The organism is Pseudomonas sp. GW823-FHT02C02 (genome assembly GCF_058797635.1).
Window position 1 is genome coordinate 107,206 of sequence record NZ_JBXAJV010000022.1, and the last position, 25,282, is coordinate 132,487.

The following is a 25,282-nucleotide window of genomic DNA, read 5'->3' on the forward strand; positions in this document are numbered from 1 at the left end:
CGCAGCTTGACCTTGGAGCATGCTTCAAGCTGGGGTTTGGGGAGCAACGGAACAGAAAGCGCACTAAAGCCCTACCATCTTCTCTCAGCACCATAATCTAGGTTCTCTTCAACTCCATTTCCTTCTTGATTCCGTACTTAACTACGGAGATAGAGTCGACTCGTGGGTAGAAAACCCGAGAGGAGGCTGTTATGAAAATACCTAAGACTACTGCTGATAGTTGGTTCGACTCTGCTGTCATCCACCATATGGGCCGAGGGCGGGAGCGATCGTTTGATTGAGCGGGCCGCTTCTATGCACGACAAGGCTGAGGCGGCCTTGGTGGTGAAGATTGAGCAACGAGGGGCCACGGCGGCTAGCCGTGTCGAAGAGCAGCCCGCCTGTTCACCTGCAAGGTAGTACATGAGCGACCGCTCCACGCTCCGCTCGACCAGACTCAGCGTGAGTTTGTCCTGATAAGGCGTGAGCGTAAATGTCAGATTACCCATCTGTGGCCTCTGCAAGTGCTCCTTTGGCCATTCAGCGGTGCTCATTGAGCGCAGCTTTTTTTTAAGCTCCAGCCGACAAACAGGGGCGCCTTACGAAACTGCTGATCGTAGGTCAGCGCGGCTCTTTGTTCCTATGCAGCGAAACGATCAGCGGACAGGAAACAGTCCCGTGGCTCGCACAACAGTCGTGAACCAGTTGCTCCAAAACTGACTCGATCCGTCGCAGATCTGTGAGCTTGCCGCGCACGTCCTCGAGCTTCTGCTCGGCGAGCACGCGCGCTTCATCACAGTGAGCGCCGTCATCCAGCCTCAATAGCCCGGCCACTTCTTCGAGGCTAAAGCCTAGCCGTTGCGCGGATTTTACGAATTTCACCCGTGCGACATCCGCCTCGCCGTAGCGGCGAATGCTGCCGTAGGGCTTGTCCGGTTCGGGCAACAGCTCCTTGCGTTGATAGAACCGGATGGTTTCCACGTTGACCCCGGCCGCCTTGGCGAAGGCGCCGATGGTCAGACTTTCCAAATTTTTTTTCATACCGCTTGATTCCGTACTTGACTACGGGATTAACCTTAAACCATCGATCAAATGCTCGAAAGGAGAAATGCATGTCTGAACCATCAAACGGGCGCGCCCCTCTTGTCGTCGGGGGGCTTGCTGCGATTCTCGCCTCGACTTGCTGTCTTGGGCCGTTGGTACTGATCGCACTGGGATTCAGCGGGGCCTGGATCGGCAACCTGACCGTGCTGGAACCTTATCGCCCGATCTTTATCGGCGGGGCGTTGATCGCGCTTTTTTTTGCCTACCGGCGCATTTTTCGCCCGGCTCAAGTCTGCAAACCCGGGGAAGCCTGCGCGACTCCTCAGGTACGCACCACCTACAAGCTGCTGTTCTGGGTGGTTGCGGCATTGGCGCTGGTCGCGCTCGGCTTCCCTTACATCCTTCCCTTGTTCTACTGATCAGGAGTTCGCCATGAAAAAACTGCTTGCATCCTTCGCCCTTGCCACTCTCGTCGCCACACCTGTCTGGGCGGCCATCCAGACCGTTACCCTGTCGGTGCCCGGCATGACCTGCGCCGCCTGCCCGATTACGGTGAAGAAGGCGTTGACCAAGGTCGATGGCGTGACCAAGGCTGAGGTGAGCTTCGAAAACCGCGAGGCCACCGTCACCTTCGACGATACCAAGACCAATGCCCCGGCGCTGACCAAGGCGACTGAGGACGCCGGCTACCCATCCAGCGTCAAGCAATAGGCGGGCATTCCGATGGCAAATTCTTTCAATCTGTTCACGCGGATCGGTGACAAAGCCGGTTCTGTCGGCGTGCTGGTTTCCGCCATAGGTTGCGCCTCGTGTTTTCCCGCCCTTGCCAGCCTGGGGGCCGCGATCGGTCTGGGCTTTTTGAGCCAGTGGGAAGGCCTGTTCATCACCACGCTGCTGCCTCTTTTTGCTGGACTGGCTCTGCTCGTTAATGCCCTTGGCTGGCTCAATCATCGGCAGTGGCGACGGACTGCGCTCAGTCTGATCGGTCCTGTCCTGGTGCTAGCAGCGGTGTTTTTGATGCTGGCTTACGGCTGGCGGAGCGGCTGGCTGCTCTATATCGGCCTGGCCCTCATGTTTGGGGTGTCGATATGGGATCTGGTGTCGCCCGCCAACCGCCGTTGCGGGCCGGATTCCTGTCCGACTCCGCAGAAACAGTAATACCGACAAGAGACCCATCTGAGGAATAACGCTATGACCAAACTGCAAATCGTCGGCATGACCTGCGCCTCCTGTGTCGAGCATGTGAAAGATGCCCTGGAGCAAATTCCGGGCGTGCACCAGGCGGATGTTTCCTACGCCAGCGGGAAGGCCGAATTGAAGGCCGACGAGGGCGTAAGCCGAGAGCAAATGCAGGCCGCCGTCGAGGCTCTGGGGTATCGAGCGGCGTTCGAAGATTCCACGATACAAGCCCGTCCTGGTCTGCTCGACAAGGCGCGGGGCTGGTTGAGCGGCAGCACTGGCGCCGGGAAAGAAGACGGTAGGCTCCACATTGCGGTCATCGGCAGCGGTGGCGCGGCGATGGCGGCCGCGCTCAAGGCGGTGGAAGGCGGTGCCCGCGTCACCCTGATCGAGCGCGGCATCATCGGCGGCACCTGCGTCAACGTGGGCTGCGTGCCCTCCAAGATCATGATTCGTGCCGCGCATGTGGCCCATCTGCGCCGCGAGAGTCCGTTCGATACTGGATTGTCCGCCACGACACCGACGGTCCTGCGCGAGCGACTGCTCGCGCAGCAGCAAGGCCGTGTCGACGAACTGCGCCACGCTAAATACGTAGGTATTCTGGAGAGCACCCCAGCCATCAGCGTGCTGCGTGGCACCGCCCGTTTCCAGGACGGCCACACGCTCAGCGTGGAACTAGCCGAGGGCGGCGAGCGCATCGTTGCCTTCGACCGCTGCCTGATCGCCACCGGCGCGAGCGCGGCCGTTCCGCCGATTCCCGGTCTCAAGGACACGCCCTACTGGACCTCGGACGAGGCGCTGGCGAGCGATACAGTCCCTAAGCGGCTCGCCGTGATCGGCGCCTCCGTAGTGGCGGTGGAACTGGCGCAGGCCTTCGCCCGGCTGGGTAGCGAGGTCACGATCCTGGCACGCAGTGCGATGTTCTTCCACGAAGACCCGGCCATCGGCGCGGCGGTGACGGAGGCCTTCCGTATGGAGGGCATCGAAGTGCTGGAGCAAACGCAAGCCAGCCAGGTGTCCCACGCCAACGGCGAGTTCGTACTGGCCACCAACCATGGTGAGTTACGTGCCGACAAACTGCTGATTGCCACCGGGCGCTTGCCGAACACCCAGGGCATGAATCTGGACGGCGCCGGCGTGAAGCTGGACGAGCGCGGTGGAATCCAGATCGATCAGGGTATGCGCACCAGCGCAGCGGATATCTATGCGGCCGGCGACTGCACCGACCAACCACAGTTCGTCTATGTGGCGGCGGCGGCGGGCACCCGCGCGGCAATCAACATGACCGGCGGCGAGGCAAAGCTCAATCTCGACGTCATGCCGGCCGTGGTGTTCACCGATCCGCAAGTGGCCACCGTCGGCTACAGCGAAGCCGAAGCGCAGCACGCCGGCCTCGAAACCGACAGCCGCACCTTGACCCTGGACAACGTGCCACGAGCGTTGGCTAACTTCGACACGCGGGGTTTCATCAAGTTGGTCGCCGAAGCGGGCTCCGGCCGGCTGCTGGGCGTGCAGGCGGTGACTCCGGAAGCGGGGGAAATCATCCAGACCGCCGCCATTGCCATCCGCGCCCGGATGACGGTGCAGGAACTGGCCGATCAGTTGTTCCCCTACCTGACGATGGTCGAGGGGCTGAAGCTCGCCGCACAGACCTTTAACAAGGACGTCAAACAATTGTCCTGCTGCGCCGGGTAATGAGAGAGGGAGGTTGAAACATGAGCAACACGGCAGGCGAACTCGGTAGGTGCGACAGCCTACGCAAGACATGGCAGGTGGTCAGCTTCTGGGGGCTGCCTGCCGTCGTGGCGACGATAGCGATTGTTCTGTCAGATCGACGCCCCGCGTTGTTCCTGGCAGCGGGCGCCGCGCTGGCCGTGATGGGCGGCGCCTGCCTGGTCAACGCCACGCGTTGTCACCGCCTTCACTGCTACATCACGGGGCCTTACTTCCTGTTGCTCGCGGGTGGTGCGCTACTGGCTTATGTGTTTGACCAAAACGGCGAGCATCTCTCCAGGCTTTGGCTGCTACTGGCTCTGGGTGCTGCACCGTTGCTCATCTGGCTACCTGAGCGCCTAGCCGGAAGGAAATATCTGAGCGCCCCAGTTTGCGGTGAAGATCGGGTGTGTCGGCGATGAATGCCTACTCCATATCCAGATTGGCCGAGGACGCGGGCGTTAGTGTCCATATCGTCCGAGATTATGTGCTGCGCGGCTTGCTGCACCCCGCGCGGCGCACGGAAAGCGGTTACGGCATTTTCGATGAGCGGTCCCTGGCGCGGCTGTGCTTCGTGCGTGCCGCCTTCGAGTCCGGTATCGGGCTCGACGAATTGGCGCGGCTCTGTCGAGCGCTCGATGCGCACGATAGTACCGATGTGATCGGGTGTATCGAGCGCTTGCTTCGGCAAATCGCGACACGGCAGGCGGCTTTAGCCGCAGTGAAAACGGAGTTGGCCGGGCTGACCCATTGCGCCGTCGAAGGTCACGCCCATGCGTAACACCAACCAATCCGAATCAATCAAGATACCCCGCTGGCGCGCCTACACGTGGGGTGTGCTCGCCGCGCTCACTTGCCCCTGCCATTTGCCGGTGCTGGCATTGCTGCTTTCGGGGACTGCGGCCGGGGCCTTCGTCAGCGAACATTGGGGCCTCGCTGCGCTCGTGCTGGCGGTTCTCTTCATCCTCTTCCTGAGAGCGGCACTGCCGGCCTTTCGGGAGCGGCAGTGACCAGCTCAGACACTGCGCGGTCTCCGCTGCAGAATTGTGGCAGGCTCGGGAGCGTCGGGAATTTCTGCTGCACTACCAGCCGCAGGTCGATCTGTGCACAGGTTCAATCACGGGTGCGGAAGCGTTACTAGTTCTTGGACGATGGAGGAACCCCATCATGAACGCAAACAACACCCCTACCATCAGCTGCTGCGAATGGTGCAAGGACATTCCCCTTGACGCCGCGCTTACGCCGGAAGGTTCCGAGTACGTCGTGCACTTCTGTGGCCTGGAGTGCTATCAACGCTTTATGCAGGGTGATAAAGCCGACCAACGACGCCACCGACAACGATATTCCCGCCAGCCATATGGCGATCACGCTACCGATCAGCACCATCGGAATATTGCCCATAATCATGGCGGCCAATATCGCCGATTTATAGCGGCTGTAGAGCACCATAAAAATTAGCGAAAGAGAGATCAGCGACAACCCGGCGATCAACTGACTGGCGGCTTCTTGGGCCTGAAACTGCCCTTCCAAGCTGACAAAGTAGCCTTCGGGCATTTTCTGATCGGCCAGTACCGCGCAAATCTGCGCAATGATGGCGGCCATGTCCGAGCCGTCGCTGTTGGCGGCCATCACGATGCGCCGGCGGCTGTTCTCGCGGCCGATTTGATTGGGACCATCGAACTCCTCGATGCTGGCGACTTGCGACAACGGCACCTTGCCTTTTGGCGTATCGGATCACGCGCCGAGTCAGGCAGGCGCACCGCCAGATTGAAGCGCTTGTCCGGACAGAACACAGCCAAAGCTGCACCTCCCTCCTTCGGGCCTTTCGAGAGCAGATGCGGCCAGTTCATCACGCAGACTTAGCTCTGATAGTCAGGAGTTAGCTCCACTAAAGCGCTCAGTTGCTCGTAAGTAGCGTTCAAGCAGGAACTTAAAGCTACGAGTTCATCCTGTAGCCGCTCGGCTTCCTCCCAAATACTGTCCACATCGGCTGTGGGGATAGTTAGAGGAGCACCATCCAGCACCGTCAGTGCCATGGCGTGCAGGCGTAAGAGATCATCTCTAATGCTACCGATCCCTCCGATTTCAGCGAGGCAGGCATCCAGCCGGTCCACCACGTTAATCAATTGAGAAGTCTCGTAGCTCGCGCGTAGGGAATCAAGTGCCTTGGCATCGACTTCCCCGTAGGGTGTCACTCGAAACGAAGCGGGTGGAATGTGCATCAGTTCGCCTCAACTTTGCTATTGGGCATCTGTTGCGCACGCATTGAACCCGCAGCGTGCTGGAAAATGGAATCCTTGATCCAGGGTTCTGGTGGACGCTTGAGGCTGAGATTGAATTCCCCAAAGCGTTTGACGTTGCTGGTCAGGTAGGGACTGAGAAACGATACGTCTTCGTCGGTAAAATGCCAGCCATCACGGGCGAGCTTCTGCAGGATCCGCATCATGTCGACGGTGTTCTGCAAGATCACCGAGGAAGCGATCATATCGCTGTAACGCAAGCGCTTCTGTTGCTCATCTGGATCGTTCTCGGCGATGACATCGCCGCCGAAGGACAGCCACTTCGAGAAACCGTTGTAGGACTCGATCTTGTTGGTATTGGCGGTTACTTCTTGGCGCAATTCTCGGTTGCCGATCCATTTGAGCAGGAAAATGGTCCGGATCACACATCCCAGCTCCTGCGCTGCATGGTAGAGCTTGTTGCGCCGACTGTAAGAGCCGAGTTTACGCAGCAGCATTGGCGAGGATATTTTGCCGGCCTGAATCGACAGCGCCACCTGCATCAGATCCTGCCAATGGGTCTCTATCTGGCTCCAGCTGACGGTATCAGTGAAGAAGCTGTTGATGTGCTTGTACTTGGCCGAGCGATCGGGCCGATACATGACCAGGTTGCGCCAGTTGCGGATTCGAGGCATTAGATTGATACCCAACAAATTGGTGAATGCAAACACTGTTGCGGACTGGCCTTGAGTGTCTGAATAAACCGTATCGACTTCAACGCTATGATCCGCTTTCAGCAGGCCCTCGATGACATAGATAGCCTCCCAGATACCCGGAGGGATGAAGTGCTGAAAGACCGCGATGTAGTTATTTGCCACATGTCGGTAGGCGACCGCGCCCATCTTGCGATAACGAAAATGGTAGCCGGCGAGTAAGTTTTCATCGTAGAAGTCAAATTGTGTCCCGTCGGCCGCGACCGCCTTGCCGTCGCCCCAGAGCTTGGGCAGATCGAGCTGGAGATAAAGCTCGACCAACTCCCGGTTAGCCTTATCCAGCTTGTCGAGTGGCAGGTGCCGACGATTGGTGTAAGACAGCATGTGTGGGGTCACGTTACCCGCCAGATGGCGAGCGGCCTGGTTCGGCCCTAAATTGCAGCCCATGGCGAAGATCGTCATCAGGTAGCGCTCGGCCGGATCTTTCAGTTTGGGATCGCTGCCGGACATCGGCCCGAAATGACGGGTGAACTGAATCCAGTGTTCGATGTTGGCCATAATGTCAAGCACATGCCTGGCAGGCATACGCTGTGTGATAGCCGTTTGTAGCGAGATTGCTGAAGGCGGGATGTCACGGGCGACCACTCGGCGCAACACAGGATCACCGGCCTCATTAATTGACACGTCACTGCGGCAACTGGGAAATTGGTCATCCAACTGCTGAGCAGTATTCTCAAGTTGCTCCTTCAAGCTGGCGACAAACTCTGTGGCCGTACTCGGCAGGCCGACCTTTTCGCAGTATTCCGGTAGACGAGCCAGACACTCATCCCAAGGCAATAACTGTTTGCGGTAGTCAGCAAACGACTCCGAACCAAGCACACAGATATCGCCAGAGCGAAGCTCATTGGCCAGATGGGAAAAAACGCAGACTTCCAGGAAGCGTCGGTTGGTCGGCGGCCCTTCGCTGGCGGCGCGACGGACAACTTTGATCCAGCGATCCGAGCCGAACGACAGGTCCACATGCTCGCCGATCCATTCCCTATGCAGGTTCTCATTGTTCTGGACCAACTGCAGAGCCTCGATAAGCGAGCGATCCTGGGTCGTTGGCTTCAGTTGCAGCAGATGGCTCAAGCGGAACAGCAGTGATCGATGGGATTTGAAGTGCTTCCAGAGTAGCGGGAGATAGTTACTGCCGCCTGTGGCCTGGACTTCGGCGCAGGCCTCGCGAAGGTGATCAAGACTCCCTTCGGGAGACAGATACTCGCGAATCAAGCTACCGGCTTCCTGATCACTTGGTTCTTGGCTGAGAATTTGAATCACGCCATCCAAGGTGGCCACGAGCACTCTAGCTTTTTGCGCTGACGTAGCTGGATTTGCTCCAACTCATCCTTGGCTCGTTTGTGAATCGTCGCGATTCGCTTGATGAACATCTCAGCAAGGTGATCCCGTGCTCGTACACGCATGAGGTAGATCAGAGCCAGCATCAATGTGTAGCGCTTTGGAAGCGAACAATCCTTAAGCTCTGAAACATCCGCTTTCTCCGCTTGATTCGCAAAAAACCAAATCTTGGTATCAACGATCCCCTCAAAGATGGCGTTGAGATCACCGAACCCCTCCAACCAGCCTAAGTGGTCGATCAGTATCTCCACGTGTTTGCGAGAGGGTTTCTTGGGGATCTGCTTCAGGCCATTGAAGTCGCTTTGGCGACGACCGAAATCGGTGTCAAGAAGCTCTCTGAGACGGTAGATCACATCAATTGGAGCTCTATCGAGGACTCGATTGAAAATCTTTTCCTGGAAAGCAACTTGGGCGTCTTCAGCCGCGTCATTGAGCGTCGAGTAGGCCGGGAGTTCGTAGCCTCGCTCAAGCAGCTCACCAATCAGGACATTGATGACATCAACGCGCTGATCAAGGACCTCCGCCGCTTCGTGGGCAGCTTTCTCGGCAATTTTCAGAGCATCGCTCCCATAAAACGGGGTGATCTGTAGATATTGACGGATAGCTGTTTGATGGCGATACAAGGTTCGGGGGTTCGCATAGCGAGGCGCTATGCGAACCCCGTAACGGAGGCAAGACCTGACATGATTGACAATTTCAGTTGGAATCTCTTCAAGACTGGGGAAGTAATGAAGTTGTTGGAATGTTTTCAGCAGAACGGCTAAGCCAATGGTAAGAGCAGGGCTTTTAGCCGTTCTAGAGAGCCATTCAAGCTCAGATTCTGAGAGCGAATAGTACTGATGAAGTTCTTTCGTCGACAGGTGCGCCGGCACCTTCGGATAGGCTGTCCGCTCCAGAGAGGCCATAGGGTTCGTCCCTCAAGGAAAAGCAAATGCTTCAGCATAGACGGCTAAACTTAGGCGAGGTCAGGCATCACATTATAAAATTTAAACTTTAGCTATATCATAATGTTACGGAACGAATGTCCTAATTTTCCCTTATCTCGGCATGACCCCTCTGACGCCCGGTTGAGGCATACTTAACCTGGACGGATGCAGCGGGCTTTCGTGGGTTTTGGGTTCCATTGCCCCCCGTTTACGAGAGCCGTTTCGGCGAAGCCCCAACACGCACAGCGGTCATAATCAGCTTCCGTTCTGCTCATCCGGTGCCTGTGCATGTTGCGCAATGTAGTTCCGAATGTACTCCAGTATGCGATTCGCACCCTCGACAGACTCAGCGAGCTCAATCGGTCGCTTGCCATCCAGATAAGGATTGGGCTGCTCCATCCATTTGAATGCTGCCGCCTTGCTCCCACGCACCGGAATAGCTAAATCCAGGATCTCTTGCAGCAGTTCAGGTTGCCCGTACCAAGATTCCGGTTTGATGGTCGGCTTCCTACTCTGGATGACGCGGGGCAACTGGCAAGCTGCGAGTTCGCTTGCGTTGACATACTCCCGCTTCCAATGCGCGAGCTTCACGAGATCAGTGTTCGGCGGGCGTGTGTGATCAGTGGTTGGCACAACCACGCCGATCAGCACATTGGTATGGACTCTGATCATTTCTAGCGCCGGTGCAATGTCCGTGTCGTTAGTGACAATGACAGCATGGTCGATCTGCCCGGTGATCGCGTCGTGGTAGGCCTGCAGGGCCAGGTTCACGTCACTCTGTTTCTCCTCGACCTTCCAGGCTTGGATTTCCTGGCATTCGCGGGGCGCCCTGTCGGGATGCTCGGCGTCGACGATCTTCACCTTCATTTTGTTGACAGCGTAGTAGCCTTCGATCAGCTCGATTCGACCGTCATGCAGCTTGCGCAACGCGGTGTGATAACGCGCCTGAGACGATACAGAGTCGGGAGCTCGGGCAACGGATTCGATGATTTTCGCGGTGAAGAACTTGATCGAGGGGGAGGTAAGAAGGGTCGATTGCCGGATACGGCCATCGCCATCCTTGACTAGCGCGGATGGCAGGATGTGTTTTTCGAAGAGGGGCAGCAGATCCAGCCACTTGTGGGGAGTGCCACGCAAGCAGCCGTAGTAGAAGTTGTATCCGTCGATGTAGATTCGAGTGCGCAGAGGCTCTAGCTCAGGCGTTCCCTGCATTTCTCGTACTCCAGAAACGAAAAAACCGGCTAGCGCCGGCTTTTTCCCCCTCCAACCAGATGGTCAAGCCACGCCGGTCATGAGGGTTAGTTGTTGCGCGAAGTATCGCGCAATGGCGGTCGTAATGCAAGGGAACACAAGGGGATGCAAGGTGATTTGGCATTAACAGGCTTAAGCGCATTTTCTGTTCCGTTGCTCCCCAACCCCCTTGATTGCGAGCATGGCGGTTTTCGATGCAAGCCGCTACAGCTACGGCAGGTCAGAAAACCTTAGCGTACGATTTTTTCCGAATTCTGCACGCTCCCCTACCGGGTGAAAATCTGCGCCCATGTCCCGCTGAAGGTCAGCATTTATCGCGTTGCACATTTCACCGGCGGTGGTCTCAGCCAATGCCATCGCGGATATCGCGTCGAAACACACACCCTTCACGGTCACTTCAGTACCTGCTGCACCGTCTTCAAGACCAACGACAACATGCGCGGTCAGCGGCGTGCCTTGGCCAACGACCAGGTCAGTGATAACGGCCGAGCGATTCATCTCCTCGATCATAACCATGACCTCATCTCGCACGGAGCCAGCCGGAAAGTCACCAACACCACCCAGCAAACAGCCACGGGTATCTACCGGTGCGGATGCGACTTTTGCGTACAGCAATGCCAAATTATGAAAGCTCATGTTCATTCTCCTGATAGGTGGATGCAAGGCTCTTGCGTAAGCCTTGCTTCAGGTAATGAGATTCATGGGTACATAATTGAACGTCTTCCATCATTCACCTTCCTTGATGCACGTCTGTCAGTTTGAGAGCCGCTGCAACTTAAAACCCAATTTACCCATCGAGACCGAGTACAGTGCGCGACCAATGATGTCGTTTCTTGGTACAAACCCCCAATAACGACTATCGAGGCTGTTTCCACGATTATCGCCAAGTACAAAAAAAGAGTCGTTAGGAACTAAGCACTTCAAGCCCTCAGCATTCCGGTCACAACCCGGTATATCGGGAAAATCAGAACCTCTGCCAAGTTCCTGGGCCTGTGAGTCATGTAATATTTTGAATCGGTATCCCGCCAACTCTTCAGTCATTGCCTCACTTAGTTTGGCCTGCCCTGAACGCTCATCGATATACTCATAGTGCTCAGTGCTTTCTTCCAACACTTTCACATTATTCACGTAAAGGTCCCCTGCCCTATATTCAATCAGGTCACCAGGAATCCCAATTACTCGCTTAATGTAGGGCTTGCTTCTGTCCAAGGGAAAGCGGAACACAAGTACATCGGCACGTCGCGGCGAGGTAACGTCCAGAAGCAACTTGTTAGATAACGGAATTCGAAGCCCATAAGTGATCTTGTCGACCAACACAAAATTACCAACGGCAAGATTTGGACGCATCGAAGAAGAAGGCACAACGTAGGCCTCTGCAATGAACGATCTAATCACAAGCAACAGCAAGGCAACCGGCACAAGCTCTACTGCAAATCCGATGACACCGACGGTAAGACGGCTCTTGCTGCGGGCTTTCCGAATGCGCTCGGCCATCCAAAATGGGGCTCCGACTGCTGCACACAGTAAAAGGACGATGTGCATCTCGACGAAGGTGCAAAGCAGGAAATAGGGCCCCAGGACAGCAGCGATGCATCCCAAGGTATACGCCCACTGAGGACCGCCAGCTGCAATGGTTTTACGACACAGAACAGGGGCGACGGCAGTGAGACCAAGCCCTGAAAGAAAAAGGCTCACAGGAATTTACCCGAACGCCTTGCATGAAGGTATTTCCCCATTAATAGCAGAAATATAACGAGCGAAACTAACCCGCCCCCCCACCCGGCGTAAACAATATAGACGCCTACTCGATTAATCCAGCCATCAACAATACCGCCTGGAACAGATTGCAGCCCAGACCCAATACACCACATCAAGGCCGACAACACCCAGCCATTTAAGAGGACCTGCACGTTGTATCTAACCCCCTTTATCGGGGTAGGACCTGTAAGCATATTCACTCCGAAAGTACGACTGTCCAACCAAACCGATCAATATTGAGCTGCCATCCTGAGAATGCGTTGATAAGTAGCCCCTCGTCTACCGAAGCGCTCTTGCAGTCAAACTCGTAGCAGTAAAAATTAGATATCTTTTCTACATCCGCGCGAAACGATTCCCAGAACGCTTCATATTCCGGACTATCCGCATCGGGCTCGCAATATTCATATTGCAAGGGGAATGGGTGAAGTGCGTAGAGTGCAAGTTTAAACTGTTTATTAACGCGTTCGGTAATCGAGGTAAAAAACCTGTGGCTTATGCCAAGATGATTATAATCGGTTCTTACCTCCAACCGATTGAGTACAAGTATTCCTCCGCTAGAAACCACACCGAACAAATCTTCAACGCACGTCTTGGATAAGTCGTTGACAACCTTATTGAGTGACTCACTCAGGAGCTCGCATGATTCAGAAACCCCCATCCCTCGCCCGGTGCCTCTCGAAAGAACAGTCGCATCCAAAACAGCGACAGGAACAGCGTCCCCAGGCCTGCAAAGCAATGCAGAAAGCGCCCGGCCTTCGCAGGCAGATCCACTGTTGAAGACGTCTTCAGACAAGCAGAAGCGAGCCGTAAGCCCTTCTCCGACCGGGACTGACTGAACGGCACTATGAAGCAAAGGGATTCCGTTAAAAAACCCGCTTTCATCACGGTCTCTGCGCATAAAACCAGGCAGCGCTTGCGGGGTCGCCATGTAGGTTCCTCAACTCAAGCCCGAACCAGCACGACGAGGATCAACCGCCTTGGCACCGCGGCGATAGAAGCGCTTAAGCACTTGGCAATACACGATCGCCACCAACAGCAACAAAATGCTCGGCACCACAGCAAGCAGACCGATGTAACCGATCTTGAACCATACGAACACAAACGCAGCCAATGCCAACGCGGCCGATGGCTGGCCGATTAGCCACAACGTACGATTTGCCCAATACAAAAGCTTCATCGAATGTTCCTCATAGGTTTTTGATGCACAACACGTACGCCCAGGATTCTGACGCTGGCGTTCATCACTTTAGGATCGAAGGGCTCCAACCGACCGGCAAGCCCCCCCCTGGCAGGCCGAACTGTTTATCAGGCTGCGACCATGATCGAGTAAATGCAGTACGCCAATGCGAAGGAACCGAGCCCGCCGCACAGCCACAGCTGAAGGGTTGTATCCCGGATCTCGCGGGTTACGAAGCCCTGGAGAAGAGCAGCCTGTGCTTCACGCGCTGTGTTTTTCACAGTGAAAAGGGCCTTGCGACGCTTGAAAGCAATCGAAAAGATAATCGCGAGCACAACAACGGTAATGCGAGCAACAATGTCAATGGTAAGGGTCATAGCGCAGTCCTTGAGTAACATGTGGGTTATTGATTCGTATCACGTACGCATAACTTACTTGCGCGGTTACGGTGACGTTCGATCCATATTGTCGATGCTCACCGAGTCATTCATCTGCTTGATCGCTGACAACATGGGATCGGTCGGCGCAGCCTCCTCCCCGTCGCAATGAGGTCGCCGCTCACCGGGCTTGATCAGGCAATACCGGCCGACCACCTTGACGTCCTGGCCGGCGAACTGTGGTGCAGCTTTTGGTAGCGGCAAAAGAAAACCCGCACCGACAGCCAATGCACTGACGGACAACGTGGCCAGACCCGCAATCAAGCGGGAATTCAGCAGGCGGGAAGTCCCGGCTCTAAGCAAGCTCCACCCCCGTCGCGAGCACCGTCATAATAACTGCCAGGTTGGGGTTGATCACGCCCTTTGCCGCCAGCCCTTTGATTTGCCCCGAAAGAAACTGAACGAAAAACCGATGCGAGGCGTCGACAGCATCATCAGCACTGCTGTGGCCAGCGACCAGAGTGCGTTGCTCATTTGCGGCGGCTGCCGATGACACCACGGCAGTCATCAGATCCGCAAACGTCGTTTCACCTGTCTTTGTGAGCTTCTGAATGCTCAACTGCGAAACGATTTCAGCGGGGAGGTGCACGGTGGATACCCCACTGTCGTACGCGCCGTCGTACACTCGAACGCCCCCATCCTCCAGGGCAACCACCGTGAAAAAACGGCCGAGCTGGTGATGAGGTTCACCAGGTTGCATTTCGAGGATCGGAGGGTTGGACACCTCGTACCCCTCCCCGACTACAAGATCAGTCATGCTCATGAATTTCTCCTGAATGAAACCGCGGCACAGCGCCGGAGGTATTCTAATAATACATAACACGTAGGTATATTTAACAGAATTTTTTTCGATACAAGCGGTAGCTTGGCGGTATTCGACGTCATGCGGCATGGGGCGCCCACCCTCTCCCCCATGCTGCGACAGATTTCCCGAGCACAAAAAAACCCACCAGCACTGAAAGTGATGGTGGGTCAGATGAAGCGTTTGCTTAAAGCTGCTCTTTAGGTAGAGCTTTTATTTTGTTTGTATCTGCTCGATGTTACGGCGAGCACCACGCTGAACGCGCTGGAACTCATTCCTGACAGCGTTAATTGCTCCAACAAGTGGTGCAAAAAATAAACGTGGTGCTTGCTTTGCCGCACTTACGAACTCGGATCCAAACGTATTATTCATTCGCCAACTCCTTCAGAGCACGATAAATGCCCAGGGCAAGGTATATGAGAAACAACAGTCCGTCTGTAACGGTTAGAGCGACCTCAAGGAAAGTAAGAACTCCAATCGTCACAGAGCTCACACCAATCGATTCTAGGTAATGAACCAGAAACGAGAGCCCGACAGCCGGAAGGCCGATAATGATAAAAATGATAGAGCCGACAAAGCAGTGTGCAGCAAAGTGAGCGATGGGGCTCCACCAAGGTTGGTTTACGGTTTTTGACATAGTTACTCCTGAAAGGACCTGATCGGTCGTTGAGTGAATGCATAGGCCATACTTGCGCGTAGTCCTAGCGATTGGAGATGCTTAACGCGGTCGTGTAATTTCAGACAAAAAAAAGCCAGACCGAAGCCTGGCTGCATTACATTTCGAACCGAATCACTTCGGACGTGGGTGACGAACTCGCCCAGGGGTGAATTGCCCAGAAAAAGAGAACCCCTTTTCTCGAACCAGCTCACGCACCTTGATCTTGTTCGGTGTCGAGCCGTTCTCCTTGTGTAAAGCGACATGTTCCGCTTCAACTTTCAGCAGAAATTCAATGTCTTTCTGGCTCAACTCAAGTTTTGTCTCGAGTTTCTTGCGATCCGAAAACCGCTTTCCGATTAACGCCGCACATACCGCGGCCGTCACGGTGCTGAATACAGCTGCACCAGCCTGAATCAAAGCGGATTGCACTGCCGGGTCATTGAGGGCCAATGCCATGTTCATTCTCCTGAAAGTTGTACTTGCTCAGGGAGATGTTCGACGCGGGACTGTATTCTGCCACCGAATGAACAGATACAAAAAACCCGCCAGAAGGCGGGTTTAGGTGGCTGCAAAATTTTATTGCTTCGCGGAGGGAGCCAGCGGTGCCTGGCCAACGGATTCATCTTCAACCCGACGGAACTCAGCCTTGATTGCCTTGGCAGCCCCCATCAACGGTACAAAATAGAGCCGTGGAGCTACTTTTGCAGCGCTCATGAATTCAGAAAAAAATGTCGTTTTCATAGAAGTAACTCCTTTGTTACCTGAAACCGAAAATCTCATTCATGTATAGCAAACCCAGTCGTAACCGGCAAGCGAATCCCCCACAGGTCATCATGTGGCGATAAAAAAACCCGATGCGCAGTGCGCACCGGGTTGGGTATTGCTTTTACCGTCATGACGGCATGTTGGATTAGTGAAAAAGGGCCATAGTCCCTGTTTGGGCAACAACTGGTTCAGGAGTTTCTACAACAAATGCTGGCTCAGGAACAGTGCGGCGTTTTTGGAATTTCAGAATGTTACTGCGAGACCTCATCAAAAAACTGCCGATTTCTTCACCAACAGAATCAAATTGGTCGTAGCAAACGGATTGCCCTGCAATTTCATGCCCGGTTGTTTCTGATACACCCTCAAGCATAACTTGAGGAATACCTTTGATCCTTGCATGTTCAGCTTTTGTAAAAAGCCGACTTAGAGCCGGATTTATTGGATGAATTAGGAACGGTTCTGTTGAACGACCCTTTTTATAGCCTTTTCCAAGTACACCGCAGCCGTCTTCGGAGCCGGTCAAAAGTTGCCGACCAAATCCTTTACCAGCAGCCTTGTCACGCGCCTCCTTTTCTGCCAAGTAGTCGTACGATTTCCAACTATCATCTTCAAGGGCTACATGGTCAAGAATATCGTTGATGCACGATTCCCGGACCTTGTTTACTTTGAGGTTGTCAAACGAAAAGGTGTCGCCTAGTCCCTGGGTAATTGCGACTACCACCATGCGTTTACGTCGCTCAAGCGACCCGAAGTCCCATCCATCCAAGACTGTTTCGTGTACGTCGTAGCCCAAATGCTTGAATACGCTGCGAATCGCAGACATTGAAGCGGTGTTAGCATATTCGCCAACATTTTCTATGATCGCTATTGCCGGGTTAGTTGCACGAAGCCAATTAAGATAATCAATGTACAAAGCGCCTGCTTCATCATGATCTTCTGCAAACTCAAGCGAGTTCTTAGAGCGACCGCTCTTACTAGCCCCAGCACATGGAATACCCCCGATTAATATCGATGCTTGCGGCGTTGTATCACTTAAGTGCACATCTCGTATATCTGAGCATATGGCAATTGAGTCATTTGTCCAGATTTGAGGGTTGTTACGAAGCGAGGCGTCGAGGTACTCGCTTTCAAGCTCAACACCGACTTGAACGAACGAGCCAACGCCCGATCGCAGCATGCCTGAGTGAATTGCACGGTCAAGCACGCCGCCACCGTGAAAAAGGCTTACAACATCAAGCTTCTCGCCACGATCAAGCTTTTCCTTGATGCGCTTGAGTCGTTCGCGGATCTTGGTTTGGATCTGAAGTGCCGTAATGACGATACGGCCGCGGCGCAATGCAATCCGCACCTTGTCGTCTTCTGCAAACACTTCACGGATTTGCTCACTACGTATTTCGATCAGCGGGTGAACTACCCCGTTGCGTTCCCGCTTTGAAACGGTGACGTGCTTACCAGAAAAATCAAAAGGCACTTCGATCAGCTCCAGCCGCTTGGCAGCAACATCAGCTTTGATTGAGTATTTCTTCCCGATCTGGACACCGCCATGGTGCAATTTTTGGCCTTCCATCCAGACACGCGGTAGACCTTTCGATTCACCTATTTTCGCGTTGATAATTGTCGTCATGGTATTGCTCCTATTTGACGACACAGTTCCCCTGACGGGGTCTGTGCCCAGTCGGGGGAAAAGAGATTTGGTTTGCTTCGTGCCTGGGAATGCTGAACAGGAGCTGATACTTTCTCCGGACGAAAAAAAGCCCCCGGCATGCGGAGGCTTGATTCAACGATTGATGTGAGTGGGGGCTACCCCTGGCCGTTGTAAGCGCGGTTGGAACGTCTAGTTACACCGAAGACCACAACTCACCAGGGAGTCACCCCATATCTGAATCAACATTTCCTACTGGCTCCTGGCCAGGCTGTAGCTCTCCTTCGCCCGCGCTAATTCAGCTCTTTGCGAGTCCAGGAGTGCTCTCAATTCTTCTGCATGCATTAATAAAAACGGACTGGAATGGAAGGAGTCAGGCACAAAATAGCCAGTGCCCTTTAAATTTTTGCGTACATCTGCGTACCAGGGAGTCAGTTTTTCATGGCCATTTTCACTCGTCGGGTCCTGGTACATTGGTAGCGTTCCGGCCGTGTCGAGAGAAAGCATTTCCCTGCACTCTCGCCCTTCGTAGCTGAAGCAGCCGATCTTGGCAGTTCCATCGATTACAGCCGAACGAAATAGAGCTGCGTCGTTGGAATAAACGAGCATGCAAACCCCGATTGGTACCATCGCGAGGCCAGTTATTAATCCACGACCCGTAACGGCCAATAGAATGCCAATACCGATGACGAATGCCGCAAACACTTGCGGCAAACATTGCCCGAAATAGTGCTCGTTCGTATAGCTGAGCCAAGAGGCAGATCGAAGATCTTCGTACGACACCGGCACCTCGCGATCTAACTCAATGCTTGAATAAGCACAGAGGCCAAGGTAAGCCAAATAGGCGGTAAAGAACGCTACCTCCGCCCATTTGGTCCACCGCGACTGGTTGGGTGGCGGCATCGTTTTTTCAGTTTTTGCATTGGGCATATAAACTCCTCAACAGGGTTCAGATCTGACTGGCATCAACCACCGAAGGGCCTGTCAGGCCCCTTGCGGTTATTCTTCCCCGCCCAATGCGTCGAAGAGCTCCGGTAAGAATTCCTTAAAGGTGAGCATCATCAGGGTGAAGCTGGCGTCCAGTTGGCCAAGGGCGTCTTCGCCCCCATCGGCCGCCGCCTGATCCTCCAAAAGGTCTTCGAAACGCAGACGTTTGATGATCATTTTGTCGTCGAGCACAAACGACAGCTTGTCTTGCCACGCCAACGACAGCTGCGTTGCAACCTTACCAATGCCCAAGTGGGTCGCGATCTCTTCCGTTGTCAGGTCCTGGCGCTTGCAACGCACAATGCCGCCATCTTCGTGGGTGTCCCGCAGTTCGCATTCGTCCAGGACGAAGAAGCCCTCGGCGGCTTTCTGCGTTTTCAACCATTCGGTCATCGTTGCGCTCGGCGAAACCTTCACAGTGAGCGGTCGAACTGGCAGCGACCCCATGACCTCGCGTAGCGTCGACAGCAAGTCTTCAGCTCGCTTCGGGCTCGCGCCGTTCACCAGGATCAACCCGAGCTTGGGTGCGATCGCTGCGAAGGTGGAGCTGCGGCGAACAAATGCTCGAGGCAGGAACGCTTGAATGATTTCATCTTTGATCTGATCACGTTCTTTCTTGTAGACCTTGCGACTCTGCTCGGTCTCGATTTCTTCGATCTTTTCCTTCACGGCATCGCGGACAACAGAGCCCGGTAAAATGCGCTCTTCTTTGCGGGTGGCCAGCAGGAGAAATTCACCGCTTTGATGGAGCAAGGGTGCATCTTCGCCTTTGCCGAATGGGGCAATGAACCCGTACGTTTGCACCTCCTGGCTAGCACACGCCCGAGCAGGCTTGCTCTTGAGCGCCAATTCCAACGCCGCGGCATCGAATGGAATGTCCTGGGTCAGTCGGTACACCAAAAGATTTCTGAACCACATATCGATTTTTCTCCAGTGAGGAACGCCATACCGACCTCAAGAAGAGGTCGGATGGAAATTGAATTTTGGTTTTAACGCAGAAGCTGAACTGGAGGGCGCCAACGGGCTCACCCTTTCTAACCCGCTTTGCTGGCCGGCGAGGGAATCAAATTGCCTGCCTCGATCTCTGAATGGGCGTCAGGCTTTTGTACATGGGCCCACCAGCCGCCCCACTGTGCACAGCTCACAGCTTTAGCCAGCCCCAATTGCCCTTCGCTGACACTGAAACCACCCGCTGCCGCATCCCTGCGCACCAGGACAAGATCGGCTTCGACGCCCGGCTGCCCACCCCAGTTCCAGTAATGACCCGGGCGATCAGGGAGCGACCGGGTCCAGACGTGCGTGCTCAGAGCCACTGGGGCCATTTGGGGGGGCATCTGGTCCGTGCCTATGGGTAAGTCGCCATCTACCTCATTGGCCGCCTTGATGGCTTTGGCGTGGCCAATACAGACTTGAGTCGGACTGCCGCGCTGATCCAGGTTCTCGTGACACATGAACTTCTGGCTGCCGCACGCGCTATACACGGCGTCCTCGGTGGTCACAGGCGACTGATTGGCGTGTGTGCCGTGCCGGTAGACGCACCCAGAGCAGGTTCCCCGAGGATCAATCCCCGCTGCCAGAATCGAACCGGACATCGCACCGGCCAGCGTGGGCAGGTTGATGTCCTCAGCGACATGGGGATGCAGCCCGCCCTCGGTGATGAGCAGGCCGACTGCGCCAACTCGGCAATTTTCTATCACGGCATTGGCGCACCCGATCACCTGGGAAAGCAGCCTGATTGCATCACCGAGCCCCGCCGAATTGGCGTAGCGTGAAAGCAGCCCTTCCCGTTCATGGGTAGAGGCCTGCACAACCTTGAGCAAAAACTCGGCCTCGACAGATGTCAGCTCGTAAGCGAGGGCGGCCGCCGGCGCCACGAAGTCGAAGGGAATGGCAGGAAGGGGCCACTTGGACATCGCATCGTCGACCTCGACATCGAGCTCGAATCCACCCAGCGGGTCGCCCATGCCCAGGCGGACCATCGGCACATTGGCATGTCCAGTGCGCAGTGCCTGCTCGCGCAGCCAAAAGTAACGCTGTGCCGCGGCGAGATAGGCTGCTCCTTGGTCAGCCTGAGAACTGACGTAAATGGCGCTTACGGGTTGTGGTTGCATGCCCATACCGGCCTCCTGATGGCAGTTATCCGCGAGCAGCAATTTTCAGTTGGGCTCCGGGAGCCCGAGCTTCAAGCTCTTCACAGCGCCGAGTGACTTGTTCAAGCGCCCGCTTGAGCAAGCTAACGGTAGGCTGGTCTTGCAACTGTTCCAACCGGGCCTCGAGCTCTTTGCAGCGATTGCTCAGTTGGTCCATCAGGTCCACGTTCAGAATGCCCGTAGCGTCTTCGAGCAACGTGCGCTCCATGCGCTTGATGATTTCACTGTTCATGGAGCGATGATTCTTGGCTGCTACTTCGTTAATCTGGTCACGCATACCGTCAGGCAAACGAACCACAAATTTATCGGCATCGCGGGAGGAAGTGGACATGGATTACCCTCAGAGTTTTGGGCCGAAGGGTGGCCCGAATAGAGTTTAAAGATCAGGCTGCCCGCTGATGCCGGGCTTGGTTTTCGCGCCGCTGCTTCGCTTCGACTGTCAGCAACGAACGAGGGTTGGACAGCAGACGGGCGAGGCCGATTTTTTCACCCGTGTCAGCGCACCAGCCGTACTCATCGGCGTCGATCGCATCAAGAGCCGACTTGATGTCACGCAGGTTTTGATTCTCGCGGTCGATACCGCCGAGCAGTGCTTGTCGTTCCTGCTCGTTGAGTGCGACATCCACCTCGTCGGCGGCTTTTTCAAGACCAGCCATGTCCCCGCGCAATGTTTCGATCCGCGCAATCGCATCGCGACGCTGGGACAGCAACAGGTCACGGAAAAAAGAGGTCTGCTCAGGCCCCATGTACTGGTCATCAGGTTGATCGATCAATTGTTGCGGCGTCATCTGTGCGGGCCCTCGTAAAGTCGTTAACTGAACCTGCGCCCGGTCAGGGCAGCAGCAGTTCAGCCAGGATTGAACACGGATCGATAATACTGGCGGAGTCACATCATAGCAATAATAAATTATGCGTACGTGTTACGTTTTCAGAATGATGTGCCTCGACCCTATAGCCAGCGGCGGCGCCCACAACCTTCCACCGAGCGACGAACGGCAGCGCTTACGAACAGTATCCAGTGTGGCGGTTCTCAATCACACCCGGTTAGGCTAAGCGGGGGATCACCACATTCATCGGAGAGCTACAGGCATGACCTTGAAGAAAATGACGGCGCTGATGATCGAGGCCGGGCTATTACAGCTGGAGCATCGAGCGAGATCCGATGCATCGGTGGCGCCATGGCGTGATGCCCTGCTCCACTTGAAGTCTGGCGATGTTGAGTCAGCGTCTGAGATTGCGGCCAGGGCATACGGCAGCGGTGCCAGCCTCGAAGTCCGGCGCGAAGTGATCGACACAATTTCCATGGTTGCGGTTGAGAAAGGTGAACATGGCCACTGGTATGAATCGCTGCTACTGCTCGCTGCCGAAGGTGGGCTCAGCCATTGCGCTTACGACGTCGGGAACCTGATCAGCCAACGGGCTTCGACACTTGCCGAGCATGTCCTCGCCCACCGCTACTACACCCAGGCAGCAAAGAACTCTACCGATCCTGCAACCAAGGCCTCTGCCCTGGTCAACTCTTGCGACCCCATTCGTGACGGGCTGCTCACCGGCGAGCCCGACTGGGAAAAGGCTGTTGAAATTTACGAACAGGCAGCTGAGTTGAACCTAGCCGTTGGCAAGTATCCGATGTGCTTCCCGGTATCAGGACACTCGTCGTAGCAATAGTACCCACCGACTCTCCCCGTCAGGTCAAACTTGACGGGAATTTCCGGGAACGTTTTGCCAAAATGTGCGGAGGCCAAATGCAGGCACTCAGTCACCCGCACCTTGATCGCCTTGAATTCGTCAACGGGCGCCATGCTCAGGCCTCTGTTGCCCGCTTGAGTTGCTCCAGCAACTGCGTCGGGAGACTACGAATCAGCAAAGTGCCGTTCTGTTCGTCAAACTCAAGCTTGTTCCCCAGCAGGTGCTGCTCGAAGCTGATGGACAACCCTTCTGCCCGCCCGGTAAAGCGCCTGAATTTGTTCAAGACCTTTTTGTCAGCGGGGAACTCCTCGCTCAGGCCATAATCCTGGGTACGCAAGTGCTCAATGAACGCTTGTGGTCTGTCTTCATCGAGCAGCTCCGACAGTTCAGTCAGGCCGACGGCCTGACCCATTTTGGCTTGGCTGCTGGCGTACTGGACCAGTGTCTGGGTCTTTTCACGAGCGGACTCTTCAGGAAGATCCTCGGTCTCGACGAAGTCGCTGAAGGCTTTCAAGAGCGTTCGCGTTTCTCCCGCGGAATCGACGCCCTCTTGGCAGCCGATGAAGTCGCGGAAGTACTCACTGACTCTGCGTCCCTGCTTTGCCTTCAAAAAAGACACATATTGTTTGGATGCGGGGTTACTTTGCCATTCCGAGATATTCACTCGGGCCGCCAGGTGGACATGGCCAAAGTCCAGATGCGGTGCCGCCACCACATTCATCTCTTGGTCCAGGCTCACGCCGGTGCTCTGGTGCAGCAGCGCGATCGCAAGGTAATCGGTCAGCCCTTGTTGGTAGTGCACGAACATCGCGTGCCCGCCGACGGACAAGTTCGATTCTTCCATCAGCTTGGTGAGGTGCTCCACCGAATCCCGGCTGAACTGCATGAAGTCGGTCTTCCCATCAAAATAGGCCTTCAGCCAGCCGCTGAAGGGATGTGCGCCCGATTCAGCATGGAAAAGGCCCCACCCCTTCGACTGCTTGCCGTTGTAGGCGTCATTGAAGTCGCTCAACAAATTCTCGAGGACGTCCGTTTGCGGCAGCTCAGTGTCACGTAGATGCAGAATTGCGGGGTTTCCATCTGGCTTTTTGTCGATCGTGTGGATGACGCAGCTTTTTAAGGGCATACCGATTCTCGCGGGCTCATGGGATGAGCCGATATTACACTTACGCGTTAAGAATCTAAATGGCATTTCACGGCAAAAAAAAAGACCCCTGCCGATTGGCTGAGGTCTGTGGTGTCGCGTGTAGAACAGGGCTGAGTGCCGATGACTATCGTGGCACCCATGTTATGGCGGCCAAAATGATCCGGTCGTAGCGTTTGTTCAATTGAATGAGCCGGCTGCTTGTTACGTTGTCATCAGAGCAAGCCCTGACCACCATGCGCTCATGACGTGACAATGCACGGCGCAGCCGTTGACCTTTTTCGCCTCGCCAAACAGCAAGGGGCATCGCGCCAGCGCTGGCGGGTATCGAGGTGAGGCTTCCCATTATGCAATCCATCCTGAAGTTGCGTTTACGTGTCGTCAGGTGATGGCCAGCAGGCACTTGTAAATCGTTCCGGGCCGTAGGGCGCACTTCCTGCACGTTGCTAAATCAGTTCCATCCAAGGGACAAGGTATGTGCCACCCACTCCCAGTACCCACTGAGCGTGTATTCTTGAGCAACTGCTTCACGCCAATCAGAACGCGTGTAGTCCGGATGTTCGCCGCCTCCGTCAGGATTGTATTTTTCATCGAGTTGAGAGGGTGTCAATTCGTCATCCGCAGAGACCTGGGTAGAGTTGCACTGCTCGGCGTTGATTGTCGGTTGTGTGGTGTTCATTGGGATAACTCTCCAGAAGGGGTAGAACTTGCTTATGGAGATGACCAACAGTGAGTGTGAATTGCAGGCATAAAAAACCCCGGAGGTACCGGGGGTGATGAAGCAGTTACACAAGAGGCCAGTGACCTGGGTAATTGATAGAGGGTGTATCAATGTCCGCAGGGTACTTCGGCTCATTGACCCCGAAGCCGACCAGCAAGATTTCGAGCAACTCAGCATCGCCAGCTGGCAACGCTTGCCATTTACCACGAATGCTATTCGCCTGACTGAACTCGTCCCATAGCCGTTCGAGGTCGAGTTCAAACGCCATGTAGCCTCCACCGGCGAGTACAGCACGCATTCTGCGGACATCCTCTGGGTAAATCAGCTTTGGTGTGTGGTATTGAAGGAACTGCATTGGTTGGGCGGCGTTATCCATGGAACTCTCCGGAAGGTTTGATCTGGTACCAAGGGAATGGCTAACACAGAACAGGAAACAGCAGCGACTGCTGTCGATTGACCTTCTGCAAATCGCAGCCATCGGCATAGGGGACGGCCTTCATAGGCCGCTCCCCTGCCACACCACCCGGCATGCGGGTCCGCACCGGGCGGTTCGAGAGATTGAGGTTATGAGAGGCGCGCCAATCCCAGCCTGTCGAACCACGCAATATTCAGCACACGATTCAACTCAAAACGGCTATTACGCCACCAGCGATGAGAGTTACTGGCCACCCTCTGCGCCACCTGCTGGCTCGCCCCCAGTGTCCGCAGCTCTCGATAGATCGTAGGGCCACGCTTCCACTGCCTGAGCTGGATCGCTCTCAGTCGATGTCGTATCCATTCGTCCAGCTTGCGCCAGACTGCCGGTGTTTGCGACAACGTGAAGTAGGCTTTCCAGCCCAAAAGATAAGGCCGAAGATTATCTGCGACCTGTTGCAAGCTACGCCCGCAGGAGCGCCGGGTAAGCCAGCGGATACGCTGCTTGAACTGTTT

Annotated in this window: 32 protein-coding genes and 4 pseudogenes; 10 read left to right on the forward strand and 26 right to left on the reverse strand. The window is 55.2% G+C overall.

The window, feature by feature from the left end; translation table 11 throughout:
* Positions 1-207: 207 nt before the first annotated feature.
* Positions 208-399, forward strand: a pseudogene (locus AC1ROI_RS29765) (co-regulatory protein PtrA N-terminal domain-containing protein); the annotation flags it as partial.
* Positions 400-600: 201 nt separating this feature from the next.
* Here the strand turns inward: AC1ROI_RS29765 and merR are convergent.
* The gene (merR, locus tag AC1ROI_RS29770; protein ID WP_102599626.1) at positions 601-1,020 is read right to left on the reverse strand and encodes a mercury resistance transcriptional regulator MerR; all 420 of its coding nucleotides are present in this window, start codon (positions 1,018-1,020) and stop codon (positions 601-603) included.
* Positions 1,021-1,091: 71 nt separating this feature from the next.
* On the opposite strand from merR, the gene merT reads away from it, so the two are divergent.
* From merT to AC1ROI_RS29810, 8 genes and pseudogenes are all read left to right on the forward strand, one after another.
* Positions 1,092-1,442, forward strand: a complete 351-nt coding sequence (merT, locus tag AC1ROI_RS29775; RefSeq protein WP_102599625.1) for a mercuric ion transporter MerT — start codon at positions 1,092-1,094, stop codon at positions 1,440-1,442.
* Between the two features lie 13 nt (positions 1,443-1,455).
* Positions 1,456-1,734, forward strand: coding sequence for a mercury resistance system periplasmic binding protein MerP (merP, locus tag AC1ROI_RS29780; RefSeq protein WP_019819715.1), 279 nt, complete (start codon positions 1,456-1,458; stop codon positions 1,732-1,734).
* Between the two features lie 12 nt (positions 1,735-1,746).
* A complete protein-coding gene (gene merC / locus AC1ROI_RS29785; protein ID WP_102599624.1) occupies positions 1,747-2,181 on the forward strand; it encodes an organomercurial transporter MerC in 435 nt (144 codons plus the stop codon).
* A 33-nt stretch (positions 2,182-2,214) separates the two neighbouring features.
* Positions 2,215-3,897 (forward strand): mercury(II) reductase, encoded by a 1,683-nt coding sequence (merA, locus tag AC1ROI_RS29790; protein ID WP_102599623.1) that lies wholly within the window; start codon positions 2,215-2,217, stop codon positions 3,895-3,897.
* Positions 3,898-3,917: 20 nt separating this feature from the next.
* On the forward strand, positions 3,918-4,337 hold the full coding sequence (locus AC1ROI_RS29795) for a hypothetical protein (RefSeq protein WP_010466050.1): 420 nt from the start codon (positions 3,918-3,920) through the stop codon (positions 4,335-4,337).
* A complete protein-coding gene (gene merD / locus AC1ROI_RS29800; RefSeq protein WP_010466052.1) occupies positions 4,334-4,696 on the forward strand; it encodes a mercuric resistance transcriptional repressor MerD in 363 nt (120 codons plus the stop codon). The genes AC1ROI_RS29795 and merD overlap by 4 nt, the downstream gene beginning before the upstream one ends.
* The gene (gene merE, locus AC1ROI_RS29805) at positions 4,689-4,925 is read left to right on the forward strand and encodes a broad-spectrum mercury transporter MerE (RefSeq protein ID WP_010466053.1); all 237 of its coding nucleotides are present in this window, start codon (positions 4,689-4,691) and stop codon (positions 4,923-4,925) included. The genes merD and merE overlap by 8 nt, the downstream gene beginning before the upstream one ends.
* 157 nt (positions 4,926-5,082) lie before the next feature.
* Positions 5,083-5,181 (forward strand): annotated as a pseudogene (locus AC1ROI_RS29810) (DUF3330 domain-containing protein); the annotation flags it as partial.
* Between the two features lie 48 nt (positions 5,182-5,229).
* Here the strand turns inward: AC1ROI_RS29810 and AC1ROI_RS29815 are convergent.
* The 21 genes and pseudogenes from AC1ROI_RS29815 to AC1ROI_RS29915 all read right to left on the reverse strand — a co-directional run.
* A pseudogene (locus AC1ROI_RS29815) lies at positions 5,230-5,628 on the reverse strand (efflux RND transporter permease subunit); the annotation flags it as partial.
* A 146-nt stretch (positions 5,629-5,774) separates the two neighbouring features.
* The gene (gene tnpC, locus AC1ROI_RS29820) at positions 5,775-6,137 is read right to left on the reverse strand and encodes a Tn3 family transposase post-transcriptional regulator TnpC (RefSeq protein WP_102599622.1); all 363 of its coding nucleotides are present in this window, start codon (positions 6,135-6,137) and stop codon (positions 5,775-5,777) included.
* Positions 6,137-9,150, reverse strand: a pseudogene (locus AC1ROI_RS29825) (Tn3 family transposase). Before AC1ROI_RS29825 ends, tnpC begins: the two are co-directional and overlap by 1 nt.
* Before the next feature lie 276 nt (positions 9,151-9,426).
* Positions 9,427-10,383, reverse strand: a complete 957-nt coding sequence (nicB, locus tag AC1ROI_RS29830) for a 6-hydroxy-3-succinoylpyridine 3-monooxygenase (RefSeq protein ID WP_102599621.1) — start codon at positions 10,381-10,383, stop codon at positions 9,427-9,429.
* Positions 10,384-10,632: 249 nt separating this feature from the next.
* Positions 10,633-11,058 carry a hypothetical protein gene (locus tag AC1ROI_RS29835; protein WP_102599620.1) on the reverse strand — a complete coding sequence of 142 codons (426 nt, stop codon included), beginning with the start codon at positions 11,056-11,058 and terminating at the stop codon, positions 10,633-10,635.
* Between the two features lie 117 nt (positions 11,059-11,175).
* Positions 11,176-12,117, reverse strand: coding sequence for a signal peptidase I (lepB, locus tag AC1ROI_RS29840; RefSeq protein ID WP_102599619.1), 942 nt, complete (start codon positions 12,115-12,117; stop codon positions 11,176-11,178).
* Between the two features lie 259 nt (positions 12,118-12,376).
* Positions 12,377-13,108: a hypothetical protein gene (locus AC1ROI_RS29845; protein ID WP_102599617.1), complete on the reverse strand. Its 732-nt coding sequence runs from the start codon at positions 13,106-13,108 to the stop codon at positions 12,377-12,379.
* A gap of 9 nt (positions 13,109-13,117) precedes the next feature.
* On the reverse strand, positions 13,118-13,357 hold the full coding sequence (locus AC1ROI_RS29850) for a hypothetical protein (protein WP_102599616.1): 240 nt from the start codon (positions 13,355-13,357) through the stop codon (positions 13,118-13,120).
* Between the two features lie 128 nt (positions 13,358-13,485).
* Complete coding sequence (locus AC1ROI_RS29855; RefSeq protein ID WP_102599615.1) at positions 13,486-13,734, reverse strand: hypothetical protein; 249 nt, start codon at positions 13,732-13,734, stop codon at positions 13,486-13,488.
* Positions 13,735-13,800: 66 nt separating this feature from the next.
* Complete coding sequence (locus tag AC1ROI_RS29860) at positions 13,801-14,058, reverse strand: hypothetical protein (protein ID WP_102599614.1); 258 nt, start codon at positions 14,056-14,058, stop codon at positions 13,801-13,803.
* 31 nt (positions 14,059-14,089) lie between these two features.
* A complete protein-coding gene (locus tag AC1ROI_RS29865) occupies positions 14,090-14,557 on the reverse strand; it encodes a hypothetical protein (RefSeq protein ID WP_102599613.1) in 468 nt (155 codons plus the stop codon).
* Positions 14,558-14,809: 252 nt separating this feature from the next.
* The gene (locus tag AC1ROI_RS29870; RefSeq protein WP_173678028.1) at positions 14,810-14,968 is read right to left on the reverse strand and encodes a hypothetical protein; all 159 of its coding nucleotides are present in this window, start codon (positions 14,966-14,968) and stop codon (positions 14,810-14,812) included.
* A complete protein-coding gene (locus AC1ROI_RS29875; RefSeq protein WP_102599612.1) occupies positions 14,961-15,233 on the reverse strand; it encodes a hypothetical protein in 273 nt (90 codons plus the stop codon). Before AC1ROI_RS29875 ends, AC1ROI_RS29870 begins: the two co-directional genes overlap by 8 nt.
* Positions 15,234-15,386: 153 nt before the next feature.
* Positions 15,387-15,710, reverse strand: a complete 324-nt coding sequence (locus AC1ROI_RS29880; RefSeq protein WP_102599611.1) for a hypothetical protein — start codon at positions 15,708-15,710, stop codon at positions 15,387-15,389.
* 120 nt (positions 15,711-15,830) lie between these two features.
* Positions 15,831-15,995: a hypothetical protein gene (locus AC1ROI_RS29885; protein WP_173678027.1), complete on the reverse strand. Its 165-nt coding sequence runs from the start codon at positions 15,993-15,995 to the stop codon at positions 15,831-15,833.
* 169 nt (positions 15,996-16,164) lie between these two features.
* On the reverse strand, positions 16,165-17,643 hold the full coding sequence (locus AC1ROI_RS29890) for a DNA cytosine methyltransferase (RefSeq protein ID WP_102599610.1): 1,479 nt from the start codon (positions 17,641-17,643) through the stop codon (positions 16,165-16,167).
* 270 nt (positions 17,644-17,913) lie between these two features.
* Complete coding sequence (locus AC1ROI_RS29895; protein ID WP_102599609.1) at positions 17,914-18,591, reverse strand: hypothetical protein; 678 nt, start codon at positions 18,589-18,591, stop codon at positions 17,914-17,916.
* Positions 18,592-18,660: 69 nt separating this feature from the next.
* Positions 18,661-19,566, reverse strand: a complete 906-nt coding sequence (gene rdgC, locus AC1ROI_RS29900) for a recombination-associated protein RdgC (RefSeq protein WP_102599608.1) — start codon at positions 19,564-19,566, stop codon at positions 18,661-18,663.
* 116 nt (positions 19,567-19,682) lie between these two features.
* Entirely contained in the window at positions 19,683-20,765 is a 1,083-nt protein-coding gene (locus tag AC1ROI_RS29905) for a hypothetical protein (RefSeq protein ID WP_102599607.1), read from the reverse strand.
* 19 nt (positions 20,766-20,784) lie between these two features.
* Complete coding sequence (locus AC1ROI_RS29910) at positions 20,785-21,129, reverse strand: Arc family DNA-binding protein (RefSeq protein ID WP_102599606.1); 345 nt, start codon at positions 21,127-21,129, stop codon at positions 20,785-20,787.
* Between the two features lie 52 nt (positions 21,130-21,181).
* Entirely contained in the window at positions 21,182-21,586 is a 405-nt protein-coding gene (locus AC1ROI_RS29915) for a TraR/DksA family transcriptional regulator (protein WP_102599605.1), read from the reverse strand.
* A gap of 301 nt (positions 21,587-21,887) precedes the next feature.
* On the opposite strand from AC1ROI_RS29915, the gene AC1ROI_RS29920 reads away from it, so the two are divergent.
* Positions 21,888-22,460, forward strand: coding sequence for a hypothetical protein (locus AC1ROI_RS29920; RefSeq protein ID WP_102599604.1), 573 nt, complete (start codon positions 21,888-21,890; stop codon positions 22,458-22,460).
* A 142-nt stretch (positions 22,461-22,602) separates the two neighbouring features.
* Here AC1ROI_RS29920 and yejK read toward each other — a convergent pair whose 3' ends face one another.
* From yejK to AC1ROI_RS29940, 4 genes are all read right to left on the reverse strand, one after another.
* The gene (gene yejK / locus AC1ROI_RS29925) at positions 22,603-23,613 is read right to left on the reverse strand and encodes a nucleoid-associated protein YejK (RefSeq protein WP_102599603.1); all 1,011 of its coding nucleotides are present in this window, start codon (positions 23,611-23,613) and stop codon (positions 22,603-22,605) included.
* 469 nt (positions 23,614-24,082) lie between these two features.
* Positions 24,083-24,310 (reverse strand): hypothetical protein, encoded by a 228-nt coding sequence (locus tag AC1ROI_RS29930; protein WP_102599601.1) that lies wholly within the window; start codon positions 24,308-24,310, stop codon positions 24,083-24,085.
* A 106-nt stretch (positions 24,311-24,416) separates the two neighbouring features.
* Positions 24,417-24,728 carry a hypothetical protein gene (locus tag AC1ROI_RS29935; RefSeq protein WP_102599600.1) on the reverse strand — a complete coding sequence of 104 codons (312 nt, stop codon included), beginning with the start codon at positions 24,726-24,728 and terminating at the stop codon, positions 24,417-24,419.
* A 188-nt stretch (positions 24,729-24,916) separates the two neighbouring features.
* The coding region (locus AC1ROI_RS29940; protein WP_492572596.1) for a group II intron maturase-specific domain-containing protein at positions 24,917-25,282 on the reverse strand (366 nt) is incomplete at its 5' end.